This window comes from Caulobacter sp. BE264, from assembly GCF_031457805.1.
Classification (GTDB): domain Bacteria; phylum Pseudomonadota; class Alphaproteobacteria; order Caulobacterales; family Caulobacteraceae; genus Caulobacter.
Genome location: NZ_JAVDXI010000005.1, coordinates 36647 through 59169, shown reverse-complemented (window position 1 = coordinate 59169; position 22523 = coordinate 36647). Strand labels below are relative to the sequence as shown.

General features: G+C 66.9%; 21 protein-coding genes and 1 pseudogene. 10 read left to right on the top strand and 12 right to left on the bottom strand.

Annotated features, from left to right (window positions below):
• Positions 1-2: 2 nt before the first annotated feature.
• From J2X45_RS13125 to J2X45_RS13105, 5 genes are all read right to left on the bottom strand, one after another.
• Positions 3-749, bottom strand: a complete 747-nt coding sequence (locus J2X45_RS13125; RefSeq protein ID WP_310215437.1) for a DUF72 domain-containing protein — start codon at positions 747-749, stop codon at positions 3-5.
• A 198-nt stretch (positions 750-947) separates the two neighbouring features.
• Positions 948-2336 carry an L-serine ammonia-lyase gene (locus J2X45_RS13120; RefSeq protein ID WP_310215435.1) on the bottom strand — a complete coding sequence of 463 codons (1389 nt, stop codon included), beginning with the start codon at positions 2334-2336 and terminating at the stop codon, positions 948-950.
• A gap of 133 nt (positions 2337-2469) precedes the next feature.
• The gene (locus tag J2X45_RS13115) at positions 2470-4122 is read right to left on the bottom strand and encodes a M28 family metallopeptidase (RefSeq protein ID WP_310215433.1); all 1653 of its coding nucleotides are present in this window, start codon (positions 4120-4122) and stop codon (positions 2470-2472) included.
• 222 nt (positions 4123-4344) lie between these two features.
• Complete coding sequence (locus tag J2X45_RS13110) at positions 4345-5568, bottom strand: alanine racemase (protein WP_404980065.1); 1224 nt, start codon at positions 5566-5568, stop codon at positions 4345-4347.
• A 42-nt stretch (positions 5569-5610) separates the two neighbouring features.
• Positions 5611-6588 carry a threonine/serine dehydratase gene (locus J2X45_RS13105; protein WP_310215430.1) on the bottom strand — a complete coding sequence of 326 codons (978 nt, stop codon included), beginning with the start codon at positions 6586-6588 and terminating at the stop codon, positions 5611-5613.
• A gap of 98 nt (positions 6589-6686) precedes the next feature.
• Between J2X45_RS13105 and J2X45_RS13100 the strand changes: the two genes are divergently transcribed.
• From J2X45_RS13100 to J2X45_RS13080, 5 genes are all read left to right on the top strand, one after another.
• Positions 6687-7313: an acyloxyacyl hydrolase gene (locus tag J2X45_RS13100; protein WP_310215428.1), complete on the top strand. Its 627-nt coding sequence runs from the start codon at positions 6687-6689 to the stop codon at positions 7311-7313.
• 123 nt (positions 7314-7436) lie between these two features.
• Positions 7437-8723 carry an adenylosuccinate synthase gene (locus tag J2X45_RS13095; protein ID WP_310215426.1) on the top strand — a complete coding sequence of 429 codons (1287 nt, stop codon included), beginning with the start codon at positions 7437-7439 and terminating at the stop codon, positions 8721-8723.
• Positions 8724-8817: 94 nt separating this feature from the next.
• A complete protein-coding gene (locus J2X45_RS13090; protein WP_310215424.1) occupies positions 8818-10566 on the top strand; it encodes an ATP-binding protein in 1749 nt (582 codons plus the stop codon).
• An 80-nt stretch (positions 10567-10646) separates the two neighbouring features.
• A complete protein-coding gene (locus J2X45_RS13085; RefSeq protein ID WP_310215421.1) occupies positions 10647-11792 on the top strand; it encodes a hypothetical protein in 1146 nt (381 codons plus the stop codon).
• A gap of 76 nt (positions 11793-11868) precedes the next feature.
• The gene (locus J2X45_RS13080) at positions 11869-12678 is read left to right on the top strand and encodes a response regulator (protein ID WP_310215418.1); all 810 of its coding nucleotides are present in this window, start codon (positions 11869-11871) and stop codon (positions 12676-12678) included.
• Positions 12679-12777: 99 nt separating this feature from the next.
• Here the strand turns inward: J2X45_RS13080 and J2X45_RS13075 are convergent, their stop codons facing one another.
• Complete coding sequence (locus tag J2X45_RS13075; RefSeq protein WP_310215415.1) at positions 12778-13500, bottom strand: alpha/beta hydrolase; 723 nt, start codon at positions 13498-13500, stop codon at positions 12778-12780.
• Positions 13501-13567: 67 nt separating this feature from the next.
• Between J2X45_RS13075 and J2X45_RS13070 the strand changes: the two are divergent.
• A pseudogene (locus tag J2X45_RS13070) lies at positions 13568-13714 on the top strand (hypothetical protein); the annotation flags it as partial.
• A gap of 355 nt (positions 13715-14069) precedes the next feature.
• On the opposite strand, the gene rpoH reads toward J2X45_RS13070, so the two are convergent.
• Positions 14070-14966, bottom strand: a complete 897-nt coding sequence (gene rpoH, locus J2X45_RS13065; protein WP_310216041.1) for an RNA polymerase sigma factor RpoH — start codon at positions 14964-14966, stop codon at positions 14070-14072.
• Positions 14963-15067: a hypothetical protein gene (locus J2X45_RS13060; protein WP_310215413.1), complete on the bottom strand. Its 105-nt coding sequence runs from the start codon at positions 15065-15067 to the stop codon at positions 14963-14965. The genes rpoH and J2X45_RS13060 overlap by 4 nt, the downstream gene beginning before the upstream one ends.
• 84 nt (positions 15068-15151) lie before the next feature.
• Here J2X45_RS13060 and J2X45_RS13055 point away from each other — a divergent pair, with 84 nt between their 5' ends.
• From J2X45_RS13055 to J2X45_RS13040, 4 genes are all read left to right on the top strand, one after another.
• Entirely contained in the window at positions 15152-15514 is a 363-nt protein-coding gene (locus J2X45_RS13055; RefSeq protein WP_310215412.1) for a phage holin family protein, read from the top strand.
• Between the two features lie 67 nt (positions 15515-15581).
• Positions 15582-16106, top strand: coding sequence for a VOC family protein (locus J2X45_RS13050; protein ID WP_310215410.1), 525 nt, complete (start codon positions 15582-15584; stop codon positions 16104-16106).
• On the top strand, positions 16106-16741 hold the full coding sequence (locus J2X45_RS13045; RefSeq protein WP_310215409.1) for a carboxymuconolactone decarboxylase family protein: 636 nt from the start codon (positions 16106-16108) through the stop codon (positions 16739-16741). The genes J2X45_RS13050 and J2X45_RS13045 overlap by 1 nt, the downstream gene beginning before the upstream one ends.
• Positions 16742-16898: 157 nt before the next feature.
• Positions 16899-18722: an EAL domain-containing protein gene (locus J2X45_RS13040; protein WP_310215407.1), complete on the top strand. Its 1824-nt coding sequence runs from the start codon at positions 16899-16901 to the stop codon at positions 18720-18722.
• Positions 18723-18749: 27 nt separating this feature from the next.
• Here J2X45_RS13040 and J2X45_RS13035 read toward each other — a convergent pair whose 3' ends face one another.
• The 4 genes from J2X45_RS13035 to J2X45_RS13020 all read right to left on the bottom strand — a co-directional run bounded on the left by J2X45_RS13035 (position 18750) and on the right by J2X45_RS13020 (position 22461).
• A complete protein-coding gene (locus J2X45_RS13035; RefSeq protein ID WP_310216037.1) occupies positions 18750-19784 on the bottom strand; it encodes a low specificity L-threonine aldolase in 1035 nt (344 codons plus the stop codon).
• Positions 19781-20185, bottom strand: a complete 405-nt coding sequence (locus J2X45_RS13030; protein ID WP_310215404.1) for a GFA family protein — start codon at positions 20183-20185, stop codon at positions 19781-19783. The genes J2X45_RS13035 and J2X45_RS13030 overlap by 4 nt, the downstream gene beginning before the upstream one ends.
• Positions 20186-20209: 24 nt before the next feature.
• Positions 20210-21349: an epoxide hydrolase gene (locus J2X45_RS13025; RefSeq protein WP_310215402.1), complete on the bottom strand. Its 1140-nt coding sequence runs from the start codon at positions 21347-21349 to the stop codon at positions 20210-20212.
• A 215-nt stretch (positions 21350-21564) separates the two neighbouring features.
• The gene (locus J2X45_RS13020) at positions 21565-22461 is read right to left on the bottom strand and encodes an EamA family transporter (RefSeq protein WP_310215400.1); all 897 of its coding nucleotides are present in this window, start codon (positions 22459-22461) and stop codon (positions 21565-21567) included.
• Between the last annotated feature and the right edge of the window lie 62 nt (positions 22462-22523).

Genomic DNA, 22523 nt, shown 5'->3' with positions numbered 1-22523 from the left:
TTTCAGCCCAGCTTCTCGATCAGCGCCATCGCCGCGGCCGGATTCCTCACCTTCGCCCCGGCGATGAAGTAGGCGAACAGGTCGCCGCGCTCGGCCCACTTGCGGGTCTGGGCGACCACGCCATCCAGCTCCTCGGAGGTCATGCCGGTGGGCTCGTCCGCGCGGCTGCACATCAGGCGGGCGTAGGTGAAGTCGGCGGTCGGCTGGTCGATGCACGGCCACTCGGGGGCCTCGTCGTCGACGGCGTAGACGATGGCCACGCCATACTGAGCGCAGAGGTCGTAGAACTGCTGGCAGGCGAAGGTCGGACTGCGCACCTCCATCGCGTGACGCAGGCGCACGCCCTTCTGCTCCTTTGGCAGTAACTTCAGAAAACCCTCGAAATCCGCCGGATCGAACTTCTTGGTGGCCATGAACTGCCAGTTGATGGGGCCAAGCTTCGAACCCAGCTCTTCCAGCCCCTGCGACAGGAATTTCTCGAGCGAGTCGTTGTTCTCCGACAGCACCCGGCGGTTGGTGCAGAAGCGGCTGGCCTTGACCGAGAACACGAAGTCATCGGGCGTCTCGTCGCGCCACTTCATCCAGCTGTTGGGCTTGAAGGTCGAGTAGTAGGTGCCGTTGATCTCGATGCTGGTCAGCTTGGAGGACGCGTATTTCAGTTCGTCCTTCTGCTTGAGATCATCGGGATAGAAGGTCCCGCGCCAGGGCTCGAACGTCCAGCCGCCGATGCCGGTTCGGATCTTGCCCATGTGCGAATGTTCCCTTGATGTTCTCGCGGAAGTTAGGCGAGGTTTGGCAGGGCGTCGAGAGGCAATAGCGCCCCCTCCGTCACGATGCTGACGCATCGTGACACCTCCCCCGCGATGCGGGGGAGGAGGCCACTCATCCTGCCCCGCGCAACGGGGGAGGGGGACCGCGAAGCGGTGGAGGGGGCGCTTACGCGCTCCTCAACACTCCACCCGGTTGACCGACAGGCCCACCGCTAGGCCGCCCATCGAGGTCTCCTTGTAAATCTCGTTCATGTCCTCGCCGGTGCGCTTCATCGTGGCGATGACCTTGTCGAGCGACACCGAGTGCTGGCCGTCGCCCAGCAGGGCCAGACGCGCGGCGTCGATGGCCTTGATGGCGCCCATGGCGTTGCGCTCGATGCAGGGGATCTGAACCAGACCCCCGATCGGGTCGCAGGTGAGGCCCAGGTTGTGCTCCATGCCGATCTCGGCGGCGTTCTCGATCTGGGCGTTGGTGCCGCCCAGCGCGGCGGCGAGACCCGCGGCCGCCATCGAGCAGGCGACGCCCACTTCGCCCTGGCACCCGACCTCGGCGCCGCTGATCGAGGCGTTCATCTTGTAGAGCGCGCCGATGGCGGCGGCGGTCAGCAGGAACGTCCGGACCTGTTCGGGCGTGCCCTTGTGAAAGCGGACGAAGAACCGCAGCACGGCCGGAACCAGGCCCGCCGCGCCGTTGGTCGGGGCGGTGACCACGCGGCCGCCGGCGGCGTTCTCTTCGTTGACCGCCATGGCCCACAGGTTGACGAAGTCCATCGCGGCCAGCGGGTCGCTCATCTGGCGCTCCATCCGGCCCTGGATGGTCTGGTGGATCTGGCGAGCCCGGCGCTTGACGGTGAGGCCGCCCGGCAGGACGCCCTCCTGGCGCATGCCGCGATCGATGCAGGCCTCCATGGCGCCGAAGATGCGGTCGAGACCGGCGTTCATCTCGCCCTCGCTCATCCGCGCGCGTTCGTTGGCGGCCATCACCTCGGCGATCGTCAGACCCGCCTGCTCTGCGCGGTCCAGCAGGTCGGCTGCGCTCTCGAACGGGAAGGGGATCGCGGGGCCTTCCTCGGGCGGGGCGTTGCGGCCCATCTCGCTCTCGTCGCGGACAAAGCCGCCGCCGATCGAGAAGTAGGTGCGCTCGGCAAGGAGGGCGCCGACCTTGTCGAAGGCGCTGAAGGTCAGACCGTTCGGGTGCTGCGGCAGGCGTTCATGGCCCAGCCAGACGATGTCACGCGCTTCATCAAAGGCGATATCGACCTCACCGCCCAGCTTCAGCGACTGGCTGGCCTGGCTTTCCAGCAGGGCGGCCTCGCCAGCGTCGGGATCAAGCTCCGCGGGCACCAAGCCCATCAGGCCCAGGATCACCGCGCGATCGGTGGCGTGGCCTTTTCCGGTGAGGGCCAGGGACGCGTAGAGCCGCGTCTCGACCCGCGCGACGGACGTCAGCTTCCCGGCGTCGCGCAGCCGACCGATGAACAGCACTGCAGCCGTCATCGGGCCCATGGTGTGGCTGCTCGACGGGCCGACGCCGAGTTTGAAGAGGTCGAAGACGGAGGCGGTCATGGGGGAGGTCGCAAACTCAAGGTGTCATCCCGGGCGGAGCGAAGCGCAGACCCGGGACCTCGGAAAGCGCAGAGCTTCCTGCGGTCCCGGCTCGGCGCGCTGCGCGCTTGGCCGGGATGACAGTTACCAACGCCTACTTCCGCTCAGCCTTGCTGGCGTCGCGGGCGGCCTTGAACTCGGAGTCCGCGCCCCAGTCGGGCCAGCGGGTCGAGCCGGCTAGGTCGCGGCCGACGCTGTAGACCAGCGCGATGTCGGCGCTCATGCCGTCCAGCCGCCAGCTGTCATTCCACTCGTCGGCGGGCTGGTGGTAGGCGTTGATGCGGTAGGCGTCCGAGGCGGCCTTGCCCGCGGCGACGCCGCCCTCGACAAGGTCCTCGCCGGAGCCGAACGAGATCGCCGGCACGCCGCGCTTGGCGAAGGGGAAGTGGTCCGAGCGGTAGAAGTAGCCGGCTTCGGTGGCCGGATCGGGCGTGTAGGTCCGACCGACGGCCTTGCCCTTGGCGATCAGGTCGTCCAGCAGATCGAGCTTGGCGTTGCCGGAGATCGTGAAGTCCTTGGCCGGGCCCGTCGGGTCCAGGGCGTCGGTGTTGATCACGCCCGCCGTCTTGGCCAGCGGATACAGCGGATTGGCCGCGTAGTATTCCGAGCCGAGCAGGCCCTTTTCCTCGGCGGTGACCGCCAGGAACACCATCGAGCGATCCGGCTTGGGGCCGCTGGCGGCGATGCGCCCCATCTCCAGCATGGCGGCGATGCCGGTCGCGTTGTCGACGGCTCCGTTATAGATCTTGTCGCCCTTGGCGTCTGGCAGGCCGACGCCCAGGTGGTCCCAGTGACCGCTGAAGATCACGGTCTCGTCCGGACGCTTGGCGCCGGTGACCTTGCCGACCACGTTCTTCGAGACGATCACCTCGTATTTGACCTTGTAGTCGGCCGAGAAGGTGGCGCCCTTCAGTTCCACCGGCTTGAAGTCGCGGCTCTGAGCAGCCTTCTTCAGCGCGTCGAAATCTAGGCCGGCCTTCTTGAACAGGTCCACGGCGACGTCGCGCTGGATCCAGCCTTCCATCGGCGGATGCGACTTGGCCGGGTCTTTCCGGACGATGTCGAACATCGTGTTGGTGTTCGAGTTCTTGACGGTGGCCCAGCCGTAGGAGGCGGGCGCGGTTTCGTGGACGATCAGCAGGCCCGCCGCGCCCTGACGGGCGGCTTCCTCGAACTTGTAGGTCCAGCGGCCGTAATAGGTCATGGCCTTGCCGCCGAAGTCGCCGGATCCCGTCTCGAAGTCCGGATCGTTGATCAGCACAACGACGACCTTGCCCTTCAGGTCCATGCCCTTGAAGTCGTCCCAGTTGCGCTCGGGCGCCTTGACGCCGTAACCGGCGAAGACGATCGGCGCGTCCTTGATCGACACGGCGTTCACGTTGGTCATCGCCGCGCGGATGGCGACCTGTTCGCCCTGGTTCAGCATGATGTGGTCGGCGCCAACCATCACATGGGCCATGACCGGGCCGTCGATGTCGAACTTGCTGAGCGGCACGTCCTGGGTCCAGAGGCGCTTGCCGTCCTTCAGGTCGCCGCCGGGCTCCAGGCCCACGGCCTTCATCTGCTCGGAGATGTAGGCGACGGTTTTCGTCTCGCCGGCTGTGGCGGGGCCGCGACCTTCGAAGGCGTCCGAGGACAGCGTCTTGATGTGGGCGGCCAGCTTGGCGGGGTCGATCTTGGGCGCGTCCGACGCGTACGCCAGCATGGGCGCGGCGAACAGGGCGGTGGCGAGCAGCAGGCGTTTCATCGGTAAGCCCTCTTGGAGCAAATCTTGTCGTTGGGCGCGGACCCTAGATCGCTCTTGCCCCAAGGGGAAGCGGTTTACCGCTACCCAAAGGCCCGACCTCACCGGCGAATGCCGGGGTCCAGATTCATCCGGTGCTTTTTAGGTGTTCGCGCCAACAGACAGCGCTTCTCGGAGGCGCTTGCGGGCTCGATCTGGACCCCGGCATTCGCCGGGGAAGCCGGTTTAGAGCGCGCTGACCCGCCGCCCGTCCACCGCCCAGCGTTCCAGCGTCTCGCCGTCCCAGACGTGGATGGCGTCATAGAGGTTGATCGTCGGGTCGCAGTGGCCGGGTTGCAGCCAGACCACATCGCCGACCTTGGGCGCGTCGGAGGGCCAGGCGCGGGCCGGATCGGCGTCGGCTTCGGCGACCGCCTTGTCGAAGCTCAGGGGATCGCGGCCGCCGGCCTTCAAGACGTCGATCAGGCTTGGATGAGCGATCATGCCATGCTCGTCGCCCATGGCCCGCCACAGCGAGCCCGGCGCGGCGCCGGCGACAACGCGGGCGGGGGGACCATCCATCGCCACGGCCTTGAATCCGGCATCGACGGTGACGTGGCTCTTGTGGTTGGCCGAAACCACGCTCGCGGCGACCACCATCGCCGGCTCGAAGCCCCAGGCCTGCCCGTCTGGCGCGCCGCACGCATCGTACTCGACGTCCATCACCGCGTAGGAGCCCGCCTGCAGCTCGGTGTAGACGCCGGAGGCGAGGTCATAGGCGTGGGTGCCTGTCCCACCGCCCGTCACGACCGGCGGCGGCAGGCCGGCGGCGGTCAGTTCGACGACCAGCGCCTTCAGGGTGGCGAAAGCGGCTTCGTCCGCCGACTTGCGCAAGGACAGATCATCCATGTGCTGCAGGTGGCCGAGATAGGCCTGGATCCCCGCAAACCGCAGTCCCGGCGCGGCGTCGGCGGCGCGCGCCAGCCGCAGGGCGTCTTTCGGATAGGCGCCGGCGCGGTGGGTGCCGAGATCAAGGTCCACAACAAGGTCTAGGACCACGCCTGCAGCTACGGCCGCGTCCGACAGGCGGTCGATCTGGCCCTCGTCGTCCGCGACCGCGCCAACGCGCGCGCCGGTCTTGGCCAGGGACGCCAGCCGCGCCGCGCCCCAGGGCGGGGAAGGCGCGGTGAGCAGCACGTCCCGGATGCCGCCCGCGACATAGGCCTCGGCCTCGCCGACGGTCTGGCAGCAGAGCCCGACCGCGCCGCCCTCGATGATCAGGCGGCCCAGAGTCGAGCACTTGTGGGTCTTGCCGTGCGCCCGCAGCCGAACCCCCGCCGCGTCGCAGAGCGCCTGCATCCGCGCGAGGTTTCGCATCAGCGCCGCGCGGTCGATGACGAGCAGCGGGGTCTGGGGGAGGGCGGTCGTGGGCGGCAGGTTCATGTCTCTCCGCAATGCTTCTATTGTCATCCTGGGTCGGCCTCACTGGCCGGGACGACACGGCTCTATGAGCTAGATTTGACCGCTCAACACCTGCGCGAACAACCCCGGATCCACATTGCCGCCCGACAGCACGATCGCCACGGTCTTGCCCGTCACGTCGACCTTGCCCGCCAGCGCCGCCGTCAGGGCCACGCAGCCGCCGGGCTCCACCACCAGCTTCAGGGTCGAGAAGGCGTAGCGCATCGCCTCGGCGACCTCGGCGTCGGTCACCGCGACCGCGCCGGCGAGGTTCCTCTGGTTGATCGGCCAGGTCAGGTCGCCGGGGATCGGCGTGAGCAAGGCGTCGCAGATCGAGCGGGCGTCCTTGTCGATGGTCTCGCGCTGGCCGCTTTCGAGCGATCGACGCGTCTCGTCGAAGCCGGCGGGCTCCACACCCCAGATTTCAGTCGACGGCGAGAGCGCCTTCACCGCTGTCGAGGTCCCCGCAATCAGGCCGCCCCCGCCGACGCAGCAGATCAGGCGGTCCAGCGTCGCGCCTTGCGCGGCGGCCTGGGCGACGATCTCCAGGCCCACCGTACCCTGGCCGGCGATGATGTGCGGATCGTCATAGGACGGCACGACCACGCAGCCGCGCTCGGCCGCGATCTGGTCGGCGATGGCGATTCGATCTTCTGTGAAGCGATCGTAGAAGCGGATGTCCGCGCCAAACCCGCGCGTGCCCTCGACCTTCACGCTGGGCGAATCGGAGGGCATCACGATCAGGGCCGGCACGCCTAGAAGCTGGGCCGCCAGCGCCACGCCCTGGGCGTGATTTCCTGACGAGAACGCCACCACGCCGCGCGCTTTCTCGGCGTCGGTCAACTGGCTCAAGCGGTTATAGGCCCCGCGAAACTTGAACGCGCCGGCGCGCTGCAAGGTCTCGGGCTTCAAGAAGACGCGCCCGCCCAATCGCGCGTTGAGGGCTGGACTCTCAAGCAGCGGCGTCTCGACTGCCAGCCCCTTCAGGCGACCAGCGGCGGCTTGGATGTCGGCAAGAGAGACGGTCATGCCCAACAGGCTAGCTCGCCGACGCATCGATCGAAACCCTTTCCGACCTCTGCCGTTACGGCCATATTGGGCCGGGGGCCCATGCTGTTCAGGACGACTTGATGAAGACCGCCACTTTCGCCGCCGTGGCCTCCTTGACGCTGGCCGGAGCCGCGCTCGGATGCGCCGTCCCCGCCTTTGCGGGAGAGGCCTTCGTTGGCGTCTACAAGCACGACGTCACCTTCATAGGCAAAGCCGTCGGCCTGGGCGCGGCGGGCCGGGAAGGCGGCGCCGACATCCACCTGGGTTATCGCACGGACCGGATCGAGCGTCTGGACTGGCTGGGCAAGCCGCAGGTCCACGCCATGGTGTCGATCAACACCAACAACACTTCGAACTTCGCCGCGGTCGGCTTCAACTGGAAGGTCGAGCTGGGTCAGCCGGGCGGCTTCTATCTGCGCCCCGGCATGGGTCTGGCCTACACCGACGGCAAGGCCGGCCTGCCGCCGGCCAACGCGCCGAACCTGACCCCGGAAGAGCGCGCCCGCCGCACCTGGCTCTACTACAACCGCATCGACTTCGGATCGAAGGTGCTGTTCGAGCCCGAACTGGCCCTGGGCTACCAGGTCAGCGACAAGGTGTCGGTCGAGCTCAGCTATACCCACCTGTCGAACGGCCAGATCTTCCACCAGGGCAAGAACCAGGGGCTTGACGACGCGGGGGTTCGGCTGGTTTACGCCTTCTGACTTCGCGAAGGGACTGTTTGACGGTCCGCGCGGCGCCGCCCAAAATTGAGACCACGTCCGGGGTCGAGTCCTGTCGAAGGACCTCGCGGCGTCACTCGGCAGGCGACAAGGCGTATTCAAACCATGGCTAACGTGACCGTTGTCGGCGCCCAGTGGGGCGACGAGGGCAAGGGCAAGATCGTCGACTGGCTCAGCAACCGGGCCGATGTCGTCGTGCGCTTCCAGGGCGGCCACAACGCCGGCCATACGCTGGTGGTGGACGGCAAGGTCTACAAGCTGGCCCTGCTGCCCTCGGGCGTCGTGCAGGGCAAAACCTCGGTGATCGGCAACGGCGTCGTGGTCGACCCCTGGCACCTGCTGAGCGAGATCGACAAGATCGCCGACCAGGGGGTGGCGATCACCCCGGACCTGCTGATCCTGGCTGACAACGCCTGCCTGATCCTGCCGCTGCATCGCGATCTGGACCAGGCGCGTGAAGCCGCCTCGACCCAGAAGATCGGCACCACGGGCCGGGGCATCGGCCCGGCCTATGAGGACAAGGTTGGCCGTCGCGCGATCCGCGTCGCCGATCTGGCTGATCCGGAAGCCCTGAAGCCGAAGATCGAGCGTCTGCTGGCGCACCACGGCGCTCTTCGGCGCGGCCTGGGCTTGCCCGAAGCCAGCGCCCAGGAGCTGTTCGACGCGCTGATGGAGCTCGCCCCTCGCATCCTCGCCTACGCCCAGCCGGCCTGGCGGGTGCTGGACCAGGCCTACAAGGCCGGCCGCCGCATTCTGTTCGAGGGCGCGCAAGGCTCGCTGCTGGACGTCGACCACGGCACCTATCCGTTCGTCACCTCGTCGAACACCGCGGCGGGCCAAGCGTCCGCCGGCTCGGGCATGGGCCCTTCGGCGACCGGCTATGTGCTGGGCATCGTCAAGGCCTACACCACCCGCGTCGGCGAAGGCCCGTTCCCGGCCGAGCTGTTCGACGAGGTCGGCAAGCACCTGTCGACCGTCGGCCGTGAGGTCGGCGTCAACACCGGCCGCGCCCGCCGCTGCGGCTGGTTCGACTCGGTTCTGGTGCGCCAGTCGGTGGCCATCAACGGCATCCACGGCGTGGCCCTGACCAAGCTGGACGTGCTGGACGGCCTGAAGACCCTGAAGATCTGCATCGGCTACAAGATCGGCGACAAGGTCGTCGACTACCTGCCGGCCGGCCTGCGCGACCAGGCCGCCGCCACGCCGATCTATGAAGAGATCGAGGGCTGGACCGAAAGCACCGCCGGGGCGCGCTCGTTCAAGGATCTCAACGCCAACGCCATCAAGTATGTGCGCCGGGTCGAGGAACTGATCGGCGCGCCGGTGGCCCTGTTGTCGACCAGCCCCGAGCGGGACGACACCATCCTGATGCGCGACCCCTTCCAGGGTTGATCGAAGCGTCGAGAGCCATGCTCGGCCTCGCTTAAATGCTTTTTGAACACTGTACGCCTTAACTCCCGCGACCTTTGGTTCGCGGGAGTGAGCGTTGGCTCTCCGGGATATTCTTGACGACGGCCAGGCGGGCTCAATGCTTGTGGTCACTCGGCGTAGCCGGGTGGCGCGCTTGAGCGTGACCGCCATGGTCGGCGGACTCCTGGCTTTTTATCTGGGTTGGCCCGCCCTCGTCGTATGGCTGATCGCGAACACGGTGTTTGAGCTCTCGGTGCTCTATCTGGAGAGGCGCTACAATCCGACTTGGCCGATGGCCATGATCCGGTTCATGCGGATCGGCCCCACCTCAGGCTTCGCGATGGTCTGGTCATTCATGGCCGGTTACTGCGTCATCAACGGCCCGATCGCGATGAAGTACGCGGCGCTCCTGATCTTGTTTGGTATCGTCGTCGAAGGCGTTCGCTACGCGATGAACAGCCTTTTGGCGATGCTGTCGTTGACGGTCTGGCCGTTCATGACGCTGGCCGCGCTGCCGCTGATGGCCACCCGGTTCAGTCTATGGGATCGCCTCGCGGCGTTCGCCATCTTGCTAGGCCTGGTGGGCTATGTCGCTGATGCTGTTCGCACAATGCGGGCCTCGGCCAAGGCGCGCGAGGAAGCAGAGGCCAATGCGATCGAGGCCAGCCGCGCCAAGTCAGCCTTCCTGGCGATGATGAGTCATGAATTGCGCACGCCGATGAATGGCGTCCTGGGTCTGGCTCATGCGTTGCGCGGCACCAAACTTGATGCCCGCCAGTCCGAGTACCTGGAGATGATCGAGGAGTCCGGCCACGGGCTGATGACGATTCTCAACGACATCCTTGATCTTTCCAAGATCGAGGCGGGAAAGCTGAGCTTGGAGGTCGCTCCGTTCGACGTCCGCAAACTGGCGCTGCAAACGCGCGCAGTCTGGAGCGAGAGTGCGCGCCTGAAGGAACTGGACCTGGTGCTTGAGGTCAGTCCTGACACGCCCCGTTGGGTTGCTGGGGACGCTGCGCGCGTGCGTCAGATTCTGATGAATCTGGTCTCAAACGCACTGAAATTCACAGAGACAGGCCGGGTGTTCATCCGCGTGGCGGGCGAGGAGGCGCAGCGCATGGTCACTCTGTCGGTGAGCGACACGGGTGTCGGCATGACGGCTGAGCAGGTCAGCCGCCTGTTTACGCCGTTCGGCCAGGGCGACCCTTCGATCGCGCGTCGTTTCGGCGGCACAGGTCTTGGTCTTTCCATCTGTAGACAACTGGCTGAACTTATGGAGGGCGAGATCCTCGTCTCCAGCGAGCCTGGCGTAGGCTCCACCTTTACGGTTCGCCTGCATCTCCCCGCCGCGCCCGCTCCGGCGACGACCTCGGCCCCAGCGGCCCCGCCGCAACTCGAAGGCGCGCGCGTGCTCGTCGTCGATGACAATGTGGTCAACCAGATGGTCGCCCGCGCGATCCTCGAAGCCGTCGGGGCCGCTGTGGCCGTGGCGGGCGATGGCCATGCCGCGCTTGCCCGGTTGCGCATCGAGGACTTCGATGTCGTCCTGATGGACGTTCACATGCCAGGCATGGATGGGGTGGAGGCGGTGCGCCGCATCCGCGCCGGCGAGGTCGGCCGCAGTGACCTTCCCATCGTGGCCCTGACAGCTGACGCCATGGCCGGCGACAGTGAGCGCTTGATCGCTCAAGGGTTCGACGACGCCCATCCCAAGCCCGTCCAACCCGCGGGACTGCTGGCGACGGTGGCTGGCCTGCGTCGCGTTCCTTCGGAGCTCGAGCGCCTGCGCCTTGCCGGGTTAGGGCGGTCTCTTCCGGTCGGGTAAGATTGCGGAACGGTGTTCGGTTAGCGTTTGTTAGCCAGCTTGGCGTTACACAGACGGGCGTTTTCAGAACTGGGGGATCTGTGCCCGCATCCGCGCGCCGTAGGCTCAAGCCGGCCAGAACGTCCGATCGGGTGACGCGGAGTCTTCGCGCGCTGGAGCGGACGGCCTCGACCAGCCGCGTGCTGAACCTCATCGCGATCGAAGCCGAGGGCGGCCACAAGCCCGAATACCTCCAAGCGCCGCTGTTCAAGAACCGGGTGCTGAACACCGCGCTCATCGTCAAGCACCGCGTCCGTCACGACGACATCTATCTCTTCGAAGAGGCGCGGGCGACGGCGACCAAGATCATCATCCCGTTCGACCGCAAGGATCTGTCCTTGGGCGGGCAATCGGTCTTTGTCGGGCAGCGCGGCTGGACCAATCTGCTGATCGACGCCTGCAATGGCGCGGGCGAGAGCGCGCGGGACCTGTCGGTTCTGCGGATGATCGACCAGCTGCCGTCGCTCGATCCTTTCTTGCTGCGCGAACATCTGCGTCGCCAAGGCGTTTTCGCCGCCCCGTGCTACTTCGCCCTGTCGCCGGCCGACGTCGACGCCATGCAGGGCTTCGTGGCCATGGAGATCGCGCGCCTGATCGCGCTGGCCTACCGCGACCTCGGCGGGGTCGGCGAAATCCACGCCACCCGGATGGTCGAGGCCTTGCTGGCGACCGATGTCGATGGCCGGCTGGAACCCCTTCGTGAAACCCTTGTCCTGGAGGGCGACAGCTTCAAGGAGGGCGTCTTCAGCTGGAAGGGCTTCCTCTACTACAAATGGACTCTGGAGAGCCTGTGGCCGCGCTTGGCTGAAGTCGCCGCGGAGATCGGGCGTCTTGCCATCCGTGGGGAGCGCGACCCCGAAACGGGGCGCTACCTGGAGGATGCGCGCCGTCGTCTCCAGGGCGGTGTTCTGGTGGAGCGCAACGCCATCCTCAGGACGCTGAAGGTGTACGATGACGCCTTCGAGGGCTTGGTTGAGAATAACAACCCGCGCGCATTCCGTGAATTCTTGCTCAGGGCGCCAGAGTTATTTCTGAGTTTGGGTGAACGCGTTGGCGCAATCTCGCACATCTCCAGCTACTGGCGTTACCGTTTTCCGTCAGGCGAGACACTCACAGCCTCTGTTGAAGAAGCGCTCGATATCTTCATGGATTTCGAGGCGGGACTGTCGGTGCCCCTTCCTGATTGAGGTGGGCATGGTCCAAGATTCATCAAGCGGATTTTTACACTCTAGGGCGTAGTTTCCCGCCTTAGGTTCAGGAGTCGTGTTCGTGTTTGACGGCAACGTCCGCACAATCCAGCGTGTCGCCGCAAAGGTTCAAAGGGTGATGGTCGTCGACCCCAGCCCAGCGACTGCACGTCTGTTGACCGAGCATCTTCGGCCCCTGGGCGGGGTGCAGATCTTTCCAGCCGCGACCGCCGAGAAGGGCTACGCCCTAGCTCGCGCCGCCGATCCGCAGCTGATCTTCGTCGAACACGGCAGCAGCGGCGTCGACGGTCTGGCGTTCACGCGCAAGCTGCGTCGCAGCGATCTGGCCTGCCGCGAGGCGCCCGTCATCATGTGCACCAGCGAGGCGACCGCCGAGGCGATCTTCGGCGCGCGGGACGCGGGTGTGCATGAGTTCATGCGCAAGCCCTTCAACCTGAAAGACCTTGAGCGACGTCTGGAGGCGGTGACGCTGAAGCCGCGCGACTGGGTCGAGGCCGTGGCCTATGTCGGCCCCGATCGACGTCGCTTCAACTCGGCTGACTACAAGGGGCCGCGCAAACGCAAGGCCGACGCGTCCGACACGCCCGCCGCGCGGCTTTCCCAGGCCCTGCGGATCGTCAAATCGGCCGCCCAGGCGCTGGACAGCGATCCGGCCCAAGCCCGACGCGCCTTGGCGGCTCAGGCGCTGGAGCTGCGCCGGGTCGGCGAAGCGGTGAAGGAGTCGCGCCTCATCCAGGCCGCCGAGGCGCTGACCGCCTGCACCCAGTCTGACATGACCGGCTCGGGCGCGCGCGTCGAGCTGGTCAAGCGGATCGACGCTCTCCTGGGCTTCATGGCGCCCGAGGATACGGGCCGCGCGGCCTAGCGCATTTTTCGAGCGAAGTGGTCCCGGTTCGCGTGAAGAAAAATGCCCAAAACAAAAGATTAGAGCTCACGGCCTGACGCAGTCAGGTCGTGAAATGCTCTAGCGATGTCCGGCGGGACGAGCCAGCCAATGCCGTAAGGCGCCATTGACGAGGCCGGGCGCCTCCATCGGCGTCATGTGCCCCGTATCCGGGATCACGACGAGGTGCGAACAACCGATGGCTGCGGCCATCTTGCGGTGTCCTTCCGCAGGCGTGATCTGGTCGTTCTCGCCGACGATGACCACCAACGGAACCCGCAAGGCGCGAAGCGCCGCTTCGCCGTCCTCTCGTTCCAGGCTGTTCTGGCGCAGAAACACCTCGCGGCCCAGGCGCTGGGTCATGTCGACGATGCGGCGGGTGAGGTCGAGGTCGTCCAGGCGCGAGGCGTCGACATAGCTTTTCATGATCGCCTGGCCGATCCCCAGGAACGTTCCGCCCTTGGCGGCGGCCTTGTTCAGCGCGCGGCGTTGGGCGGCGCGCTCGGGCGTGTCGACGCGGATCGAAGTGTCGAGCAGGGCCAGACGCTCGATGCGCTCAGGTGCGATCCTGGCGATGTCCTGGGCCACATAGCCGCCCATGGAGAAGCCGGCGAGGGCGAAGGTCGGCTCGGCATGATCCAGCACATGCTGGGCCATCTGGCGGATCGTCCCATAGGGCGTGAGATCCGGAACCCAGGGCCGTGCGACGTCGGCAAGCCCGCTGATCTGATCGCGCCACAGCTCGGCGTCGTTGAGGAGGCCGGGGAGCAGGATGAGCTGAGGTAGGGCGGGGACGGTGATCATGGCTTGGCTATACCACTCTTGAGCGCCGTCATTTCCGCCTTAGGGGTCAGCTTTCACCGGGGGGCGAGAGACAGTTCGCGACCCATTGCGGACGTTCGGAAAATCCTCCCCCCAGAGGGGGAGGAGGCCGAAGGCCGGAGGGGGAAGTGCTGCTGAGCCGGCTTCTTCCCCCTCCGTCGGCTTCGCCGACACCTCCCCCGCTAGGGGGAGGATTTGATCTGCCATCCACCCATACTTGCCCCCGCCGCGCCGGAGCCTGTCCTCGGGCGCGCGCTTCGCGCGACCCGGGGGGCGCTCCTCCCCCGGAGGGGGAAGAAGGAAGCGCACCTTCTGCCCCCTATGGGGGCGGACGACCATGCGAAGCATGGTCCGGTGGGGGCCTGCGGCCTGTCCGACTTCCACCCCAAACAGCCGATCGGAAGGTCTGCTGTCGGGCGCCACGGTCGGTTTGGTCAGTCGCTGTGCGTCCCTCCGCTGCATAAAGGGCATGACGGCGAGGTGGGACGGGCCACAAACAAAAAAGGGCGCTCCGAGGAGCGCCCTTTGGTCGAGACGGTGAGCCCGAAGCGTCAGGCATCCACCATATTCTTGGCGATCGCCGCCTCGCGCATGGTCTTCTGCAGCTTTTCGAACGCGCGGACCTCGATCTGGCGCACGCGCTCGCGGCTGACGCCGTACTGGGCGGCCAGCTCCTCCAGGGTGGTCGGATCGTCCTTCAGGCGGCGCTCGGTCAGGATGTGACGCTCGCGGTCGGTCAGCTCGACCATCGCCTCTTCAAGGAGGCTCATCCGCAGCGACTTCTCCTCGTCCTCGGCGACGCGGGTCTCCTGGGAGACCTGTTCTTCGTCCGCCAGCCAGTCCTGCCACTCGCTTTCGCCGTCGGCGCGCAGCGGCGCGTTCAGCGAGGCGTCGGGGCCCGACAGGCGGCGGTTCATCGAGATGACTTCGCTGTCCAGCACGCCCAGCTTGGTGGCGATCTGGCTGACCTGGTCAGGATGCAGATCGCCTTCCTGGAAGGCGGCGATCTGGCTCTTGGCCTTGCGGAGGTTGAAGAAGAGCTTCTTCTGCGCGGCGGTCGTGCCCATCTTCACCAGCGACCACGAACGCAGGATATATTCCTGGATCGAGGCGCGGATCCACCACATGGCGTAGGTGGCCAGGCGGAAGCCCTTCTCAGGCTCGAACTTCTTGACCGCCTGCATCAGGCCGACATTGCCTTCGGAGATCACCTCGCCGATCGGCAGGCCGTAGCCGCGATAGCCCATGGCGATCTTGGCCACGAGACGCAGGTGGCTGGTGACCATCTTGTGGGCCGCTTGCGGGTCCTGATGCTCTTTCCAGCGCTGGGCCAGCATGAACTCTTCGTCCTTGCTGAGCATCGGAAACTTGCGGATCTCGGTGAGGTAACGCGACAAGCCGCCGTCCGGCGACATCACCGATAGAGAATTTACGGCCATCCTACTTATATCCCCTTGCGTGCGGATCCGCTCGCCAATCGCGCGCGATCATCCCCCACACGAGGGACTAGATAGTTCACGCTGCGGCGGTTTGAAGAGCGGTAACGCATTTGTAATGTCCGAGTTTCGTGCTCGGATATTGTACGAATGCGGCGATCGTTTGGACGCGTCGCCTCTGACGTTCGGGAGACTCCATGGTCCGCCTCATTTTCCGCCTGTTGATCGCCGCCTTCGGCTTGTGGCTGGCGACCCAGATTGTGCCGGGCGTCGCCGCCGACGGCTGGAAGACCCTGCTGATCGCCGGCCTCCTGCTCGGGATCGTCAATGCCGTGGTGCGTCCGATCGTGACTCTGCTGACCTTCCCCCTGACCCTGGCGACGCTGGGCCTGTTTCTGCTCGTGATCAACGCGGGCATGATCGGCCTCGTGGCCTGGATGCTGGACGGTCTGACTGTTCAAGGCCTGTGGGCGGGCGTCCTGGCCGCTATCGTCACGGGTTTCGTCAGCTGGGGCGGCCAGGTCCTGCTCGGCGACACCAAGAAGGAGGAGCGGGCGTAGGCGCCCCAACGTCACGCTGTACGCCCCATCGCTTTGGCGTAACCTTGGTCTCGGGGAGGAAGCCGAGATGAAGATCACCGGCGTCAATCACCTGGCCCTGGTCTGCCGCGATATGGCGCAGACCGTCAGGTTCTACACCGAGATCCTACAGATGCCGCTGGTCAAGACCGTGGCCCTGCCGGATGGCGGCCAGCATTTCTTCTTCGACTGCGGCGGCGGGTCTTGCCTGGCGTTCTTCTGGTGGCCGGACGTCCCGCCGGCCGCGCCGGGCGTGGCGTCAGTGAAGGCCTTCCCGGCTGAAGCCAAGACCGCGGTCGGCTCGATGAATCACGTCGCCTTCAGCGTCGACGAGGCCGATCTCGACGCCTGCCTTGAGCGCCTGCAGAGCGCCGGCGTTCCGGTGTTCCCGATGGTCGTGAATCACGACGACAGCGAGATGGGCGTGGCGCGCAAGCTGCACCTTGGCGTCTTCGTCCGCTCGGTCTACTTCACCGACCCCAACGGGATCATGATGGAGCTCGCCGCCTTCACGCGGGCGTTCGGGCCCGAGGACGTGCGGCACGAACCGGCCCGCGCAGCGGTCGACGCCTGATGCCGCGCCTGCGGCAGATCCCCCGCGCCGAGGTCGCCGACACGGGGACCCTGCGGCTCTACGACCTGTTGTTCGGCGACCGCGATCCGGTGGCCGAGCCGGGCACTGACACCGGTACGCGCGGCGACTGGTGGACAGTCTTCGCCGGCAGTCCCGACATCCTGCGCCACGCGGCCCAGGGCTTTGCGCTCTATCGCGATCCGGCCCGCAAGCTGGACCCGGTGCTGCGCGAGCTGGCCCAGACCCGCGCGGGCTGGGCGCGCGGCAGCCAGTTCGTCTTCTCCCAGCACTGCAAGTCGCTTCGGGGGCTTGGCGTGTCGGAGGCCAAGATCGCGGCGGTTCCGCATTGGCAGGTTTCCGAGGTCTTCGACACCCACGAATGCGCGGTGCTGGCCTATGCCGACGGTCTGGTGCTGGACGGGGGCCGGATCGCTGACGGCGTATTCGCAGCGCTGAAGGCGTTCCTGTCCGACGAACAGATCCTGGAGCTGACCTACATTACCTGTCTCTATGAGATGCACGCCGTGATGAGCAGGGCCCTGCGCACCGAGTTCGATGACCGCGACGACCCGATCGTCGAGGTCGCACCGCCGGAGGGCTTCAGCGCCCGGGACTTCATGGATACGGGCCGCTGAGCCATCTCGCCAGTCGCGTGAGGGGCCTTGTAAACACACAGGAAAACACTGTGACAGGCCTGTGAAGTTTTCGCGAAATCAGCGCCGTAAAGCGGCGCCATTAGCGCCTCGTTAGCCCCGTCCAGGCCTCCTCCCCCCCGTGAGTGGAGGCGTATCAATGTTCACCCTGAGGGACACCGTTTCTTTCCTGGAGCCAGCGCGCGAGGATCAGCTCGGCAAGGCTCTGTACGAGCGGTTCCGGGAAGAACCCGACACGCTGATCATCCCGGTGCTGGACCACGACGACCGGCCGATCGGCCTCGTCGAGCGCAACGCCTTCTTCCTGCGTATGGCCGCCGAGTATGGGCGCGCGCTCTACGCCAACCGGCCGATCTCGACCTTGATGGACCGCGAGCCGCTGGTCGTGGACGCTGACACCGAACTGGCCGAGTTCACCTCCGACAGCCTGTCGTATCGCGCCTCGGATCTGCTGCGCGGTTTCATCGTCACCGAGAACGAGCGCTATCTGGGGGTCGGCACGGTGCTAGCCCTGCTGCAGGCCAGCAACGAGACCAACCGCCGGGGCGTGGCGCAGATCGCGCGCCTGGCTCACTTCGATCCTCTGACCGACCTGCCCAACCGGGTGCTGTTTCAGAAGTCGCTCAGCGAGGCCCTGGCCCGCCGGTCGCGCAAGGGCGACGCCCTGGCGGTGCACTTCGTCGACCTGGACCGCTTCAAGACCGTCAACGATACTCTGGGCCATCCGCTGGGCGACGCCCTGCTGAAGATCGCCGCCGAACGTCTGCGCGGCTGCGTGCGGGAGGGGGACACTGTCGCACGCCTGGGTGGCGATGAGTTCGCGGTGGTCCAGACGGGACTGGACGACGGGAACGGCGCGACGCGCTTGGCGGCGCGGATCGTCGAGGCGATGGCAGCGCCGTTCGATCTGCAAGGCCACCATGTGGTGATCGGGGCCAGCGTCGGGGTCAGCCTGGCGCCCACCGACGGCGACGACGCCGACGAGCTGCTGAAGAAGGCCGACATGGCGCTGTACCGCGCCAAGGCCGACGGGCGCGGGGCGTATCACTTCTTCGAACGCGCGATGGATGAGCAGCTTCAGGCGCGCCGGGCGCTGGAGCTGGACCTGCGCCGGGCGCTGCAGGCCGGCGAGTTCGAGCTTGTCTATCAGCCGCTCTATCACCTGGGCGCCGAGCGGGTGACGGGCTGCGAGGCGCTCCTGCGCTGGTATCATCCCGAGCGCGGCACGGTCTCGCCCGCCGACTTCATCCCCCTGGCCGAGGAGATCGGCCTGATCGTCCAGCTAGGCGAGTGGGTCTTGCGCCGGGCCTGCGCCGAGGCGGCGAACTGGCCCGAGCATGTGCGCCTGGCGGTGAACCTGTCGCCCGCCCAGTTCCGTGACCGGGGTCTGGTGCGCACCGTGGTCTCGGCCCTGGCGGCGTCTGGCCTGTCGGCGAACCGTCTTGAGCTTGAGATCACCGAGTCGGTCCTGCTGCAGGACAACGCCGCCAACATGACCATGTTGCACGACCTGAAAGCCCTGGGCGTGCGGATCTCGATGGACGATTTCGGCACCGGCTACAGCTCGCTGAGCTATCTGCGCAGCTTCCCGTTCGACAAGATCAAGATCGACCAGACCTTCGTTCGCGACATCCTGCACGACAGCGACGCCATGGCCATCATCAAGGCGGTGCTGGACCTGGGCGCGTCGATGGGCGTCACCACCACGGCCGAGGGCGTGGAGACGCTGGAGCAGCTGAACGCCCTGCGCGGGCAGGGCTGCGCCGAGATCCAGGGCTACTTCATCAGCCGTCCGGCGCCTGCCAGCGAGATCGCCAGGATGCTGGGCGTCACCGAGACATCGGCCGCTGAGCCGATGTCGCCGGTGATCACCTTCTCCCAGAGGGAGAAGGAGGGGCCCGCGCCGCAGGCGTGGGAGGATGAGGGGGTGCAGCCTCGCATGGAGCGCCAGCACGCCGGGTGACGGCGTAACCCCTCGCCCCGAAGTCCTCTAAGCCACCCGCTTCAGCGCCGCGCCCAGGTCCTCGACCATCTCGGGCGTCGTGGCCCACGAGCACATGAAGCGCACCGTGCCGTCCAGGAAGCGATAGACGAACCAGCCCTCACCGCGCAGACGCTCCAGCGTGGGCTCGTCCATCTCGACGAAGATCCCGTTGGCCTCGACCGCGTGCTTGATGGGGAAGGGCATCAGATCGGCCAGCTTCCGCGCCATCGCGTTGGCGTGGGCGGCCCGCGCAGCCCAGGGACCGGTGTCACCGTGCTCGCCCAGCAGGCCCAGCCACGGGGCGGCAAGGTAGCGACCCTTTGAGATCAGCTGACCCGCGTGCTTGAGCCGCGCGTCCAGGCGTCGCGCGTGGTCGGGGTTCAGGAAGACCACGGCTTCGGTCGGGGTCGAGCCGGCCTTGGTGCCGCCCATCACCAGGATGTCGACGCCCATCTTGGCGATGCTCTTCAGATCAAAGCCCGCCGCGACCGCATTGGCCAGCCGCGCGCCGTCCAGATGGACGCCATAGCCCTTGGCCTTCACCGGCGCGATCAGGCTCTCCAGGTGCGCTTGCGAATAAACCGTGCCGTACTCGGTGGCCGTGGTCAGGGACAGGGCCGCCGCCGGCTGGCGGTATGAGACGTCCGGCTGCGCCAGCGCCGCCTCCAGCGGCGCCAGCTCCATCTTGCCCGAAGCACCCGGCAGGCCGATCAGGCCGACGCCCTGGCCAAAGAAGCCCGGCGCGCCGGTCTCGTCGGTGCAGATATGGGCGTGCTCGTGAGCCAAAACCGCCTCGTGCGGCGCGGCCAGCAGCGTCAGGGCGAAGGCGTTGGCGGCGGTGCCCGAAGCGGTGAATCGCACCTCGGCGTCCGCGTTCAGCGCCGCGCGGATGCGATCTGCGGCGGCGCGGCTGACGTGGTCTGTCCCATAGCCCGAGGCCGTCCCCGCATTGGCTGCGATCAACGCCTCCATGACTTCCGGCATGGCGCCGGCGACATTGTCGGAGGCGAAGTCGAAGCGGGGCGTGGTCTGGGTCATCAGCCTGAGGGATTCTTCGGGAAAGCCGGTGCGGCGGGATCGATCGGATGCCACGGCTGCGCCTCGCACGTCCAGACCGAGACCCCCGCCTTGTAGGGCGCCGGATCATCAAGACCGCCCAGCTTCACCGCCACGACGGGCATGGCGATCTCTGACGCCAGGGGCGTTCCGCAGTCGGCGCAGAAGATCCGCGTCACCGCCTGGCCGCTGCCGCCGGGACGGGTGTAGCGATGCGGCTCGCCCTTGGTGAAGGCGAAGGCCGGCTTGGGGACCAGCGCGATATAGTTGGGCCCGCCGCCCGACGCGTACTGGCATTCGCGGCAGTGGCAGACGGCGACGTTGATCACGCCCTCCATCTCGTAACGGATTTCACCGCACAGGCAGCCGCCGGTGATCTTGCTCATCGCGTTTCCCCTCTGATCAGAAATCTAAAGTTCGCGCGCCCAGGCCCGCACGTCGTCGACGAACAAGCCCGGCTCCTCCATCGCTGCGAAGTGGCCGCCGCGCGGCATCTCGCTCCAGCGGGTGATGTTGTAGGCGCGGTCGGCCCAGGAGCGGGGCGGGGGCTTGTAGATGCTCTCGCCCGGGAAGTTGGCGAAGGCGGTCGGCGTCTCGCAGCGCTGGCCTTCGGCGAGGACTGGGCCGCCTTCCTCCAGCATGGCCCGGTAGTACCAGGCGCCGGTCGTGAAGCTGCCGGTCATCACATAGATCATCAGGTTGGTCAGCAGCTGGTCGCGGCTGAACACCTCTTCGAACGGCTTGCCCGACAGGTCGGCCCAGTCGTGGAAGCGCTCCAGGATCCAGGCCGCTTGGCCGACCGGGTTGTTGGCTCCCAGCCAAGCCACCGATTGGGGCTTGCTGGCCTGCAGCCGGAAATAGGCGCCCCAGAGGTCCATCTGGGCGCCGAACCCGGTGATCCAGTCGATCTCGTCCTGGGTGCGCGGCGGACCGGCGGGGCGCAGGCCGATCATGTTAAGGTGGATGGCCTTGGCGTGGGCGCCGTGATCCAGGCCCAGCCAAGAGGTGACGAGACCGCCCCAGTCGCCGCCCTGGGCGAGGTAGGTTTCATAGCCCAGCTCGCGGGTCATCAGGGTGTTGAACAGGCGCGCCGTGGCGCGCTGGCCCAGCGGCCGCTTGGGCTTTCCTGAAAAGCCGAAGCCCGGCAGCGACGGGATCACCAGATCGAACGCGTCCGCCGCATCGCCGCCGTGGCGGGACGGGAAGGCCAGCGGTTCGATGGCCTCCCAGAACTCGAAGTGCGACCCCGGCCAGCCGTGGGTGACCAGCAGCGGGCGCTTCCCCTGCGCCTCGCCGACCACGTGGACGAAGTGGATATCGAGGTCCTCGATGGTCGCGGTGAACTGCGGAAAGCGGTTCAGATTGGCCTGGGCCGCCCCGACGTCGAAGCCGTCGGTCCAGTAGGCGCAGATGTCCTTCAGGAAGTCCGCGTCGCAGCCATAGCCCCAGCCGCCGCCTTCCGGCGCGGGCGGGAACTCATAGGCGCGGACCTGGCCCAGCACCTTGTCGACCGCCTCGCGGCTCCAGTGGACCTCGAACGGCTTTGGCATGGCGACCTCCCTGTTTTGTTAGGGAGCGTCGGGCGGTTGACGTGGGGGAGGTCAAGGGATGCGAGTTTGAACGCAAAGTATCCCCGTCATCCCGCGACTTGTTCGCGGGACCCATTCGTCAGCCGCACGTGCGGAGAAAGTCACACACTCACGGTGAAGCTGAACCATGGGTCCCGCGCATAAAGCGCGGGATGACGGTGGTGGTGTTGTGCGCTTCAAGCCGCCGCCGCTCTCCAAGCCCGCACCTTCGGCCACAGCATGTTGACCGCCAGCCCCGTCAGCACCAGGGCGGCGGCGATCAGCTTCCAGGCGGGCAGGGCCTCGTGCAGCAAGAGGGCCGAGGCGCCCATGCCGAACACCGGAACCATCAAGGCCATCGGCGTGATGGTCGCGGCGGGGTGGCGGGCCAGCAGCCAGCCCCAGGCGGCATAGCCGAACATGGTGTTGCCCACCGCCTGCCAGGCGACGGCGGCCCAGGTCAGGGCGTCGGCCTGCATCACGCCCTTGACGATGGCCGGCCAGCCTTCCAGCCATAGCGACATCAGAAACAGCGGCGGGATCGAGAACAGGCTGGCCCAGACCACATAGCCCAGCATGTTCACCGACCCGGCCTGGCGGGCGACGATATTGCCCGCCGACCAGCTGGCGGCGGCCAGCAGCACCAGGATTACGCCCAGCGGCGTCGCCGAGCCGCCGCCGTGTGCGGCGATCAGGATGATACCCGACGCGGCCAGCAGCAGCGCCACGACTTGGAAGCCCTGCACCCGCTCTCGGCTGATCCACATGGCCATGCCGATCGTGAAGAACACCTGGGTCTGCACGACCAACGAGGCCAGGCCCGGCGAGATGTGGCCCTTCATGGCCATGAACAGCAGGCCAAACTGCCCCGCGCCGATCGCGACGCCATAGGCGGCGAGGTTGCCCCACGACACCGCCGGCCGCTTCACGAAGAACGCCATCGGCAAAAGCACCATCGAAAAGCGCAGGGTGGCGAACAGCAGCGGCGGCAGGTGATCCAGGCCCACCCGGATGACCACGAAGTTGGTTCCCCAGACCGCCACCACGGCCAGGGCCAGCAGGAAGTGGCGCAAGGGCAGGGCGGCTTGGGGCATGGGCGCTCCATCGGCGGTGGTCGCCTCCGCTTGCGCCTCAGCCCGCGCGACGGCAACGGAAA

Coding starts and splice junctions, on each gene's coding strand:
- J2X45_RS13125 (WP_310215437.1), bottom strand. CDS start 749: ATGGGCAAGATCCGAACCGGCATCGGCGGCTGGACGTTCGAGCCCTGG.
- J2X45_RS13120 (WP_310215435.1), bottom strand. CDS start 2,336: ATGACCGCCTCCGTCTTCGACCTCTTCAAACTCGGCGTCGGCCCGTCG.
- J2X45_RS13115 (WP_310215433.1), bottom strand. CDS start 4,122: ATGAAACGCCTGCTGCTCGCCACCGCCCTGTTCGCCGCGCCCATGCTG.
- J2X45_RS13110 (WP_404980065.1), bottom strand. CDS start 5,568: ATGACAATAGAAGCATTGCGGAGAGACATGAACCTGCCGCCCACGACC.
- J2X45_RS13105 (WP_310215430.1), bottom strand. CDS start 6,588: ATGACCGTCTCTCTTGCCGACATCCAAGCCGCCGCTGGTCGCCTGAAG.
- J2X45_RS13095 (WP_310215426.1), top strand. CDS start 7,437: ATGGCTAACGTGACCGTTGTCGGCGCCCAGTGGGGCGACGAGGGCAAG.
- J2X45_RS13075 (WP_310215415.1), bottom strand. CDS start 13,500: ATGATCACCGTCCCCGCCCTACCTCAGCTCATCCTGCTCCCCGGCCTC.
- J2X45_RS13060 (WP_310215413.1), bottom strand. CDS start 15,067: ATGCGTTACCGCTCTTCAAACCGCCGCAGCGTGAACTATCTAGTCCCT.
- J2X45_RS13055 (WP_310215412.1), top strand. CDS start 15,152: ATGGTCCGCCTCATTTTCCGCCTGTTGATCGCCGCCTTCGGCTTGTGG.
- J2X45_RS13050 (WP_310215410.1), top strand. CDS start 15,582: ATGAAGATCACCGGCGTCAATCACCTGGCCCTGGTCTGCCGCGATATG.
- J2X45_RS13045 (WP_310215409.1), top strand. CDS start 16,106: ATGCCGCGCCTGCGGCAGATCCCCCGCGCCGAGGTCGCCGACACGGGG.
- J2X45_RS13040 (WP_310215407.1), top strand. CDS start 16,899: ATGTTCACCCTGAGGGACACCGTTTCTTTCCTGGAGCCAGCGCGCGAG.
- J2X45_RS13030 (WP_310215404.1), bottom strand. CDS start 20,185: ATGAGCAAGATCACCGGCGGCTGCCTGTGCGGTGAAATCCGTTACGAG.
- J2X45_RS13025 (WP_310215402.1), bottom strand. CDS start 21,349: ATGCCAAAGCCGTTCGAGGTCCACTGGAGCCGCGAGGCGGTCGACAAG.
- J2X45_RS13020 (WP_310215400.1), bottom strand. CDS start 22,461: ATGCCCCAAGCCGCCCTGCCCTTGCGCCACTTCCTGCTGGCCCTGGCC.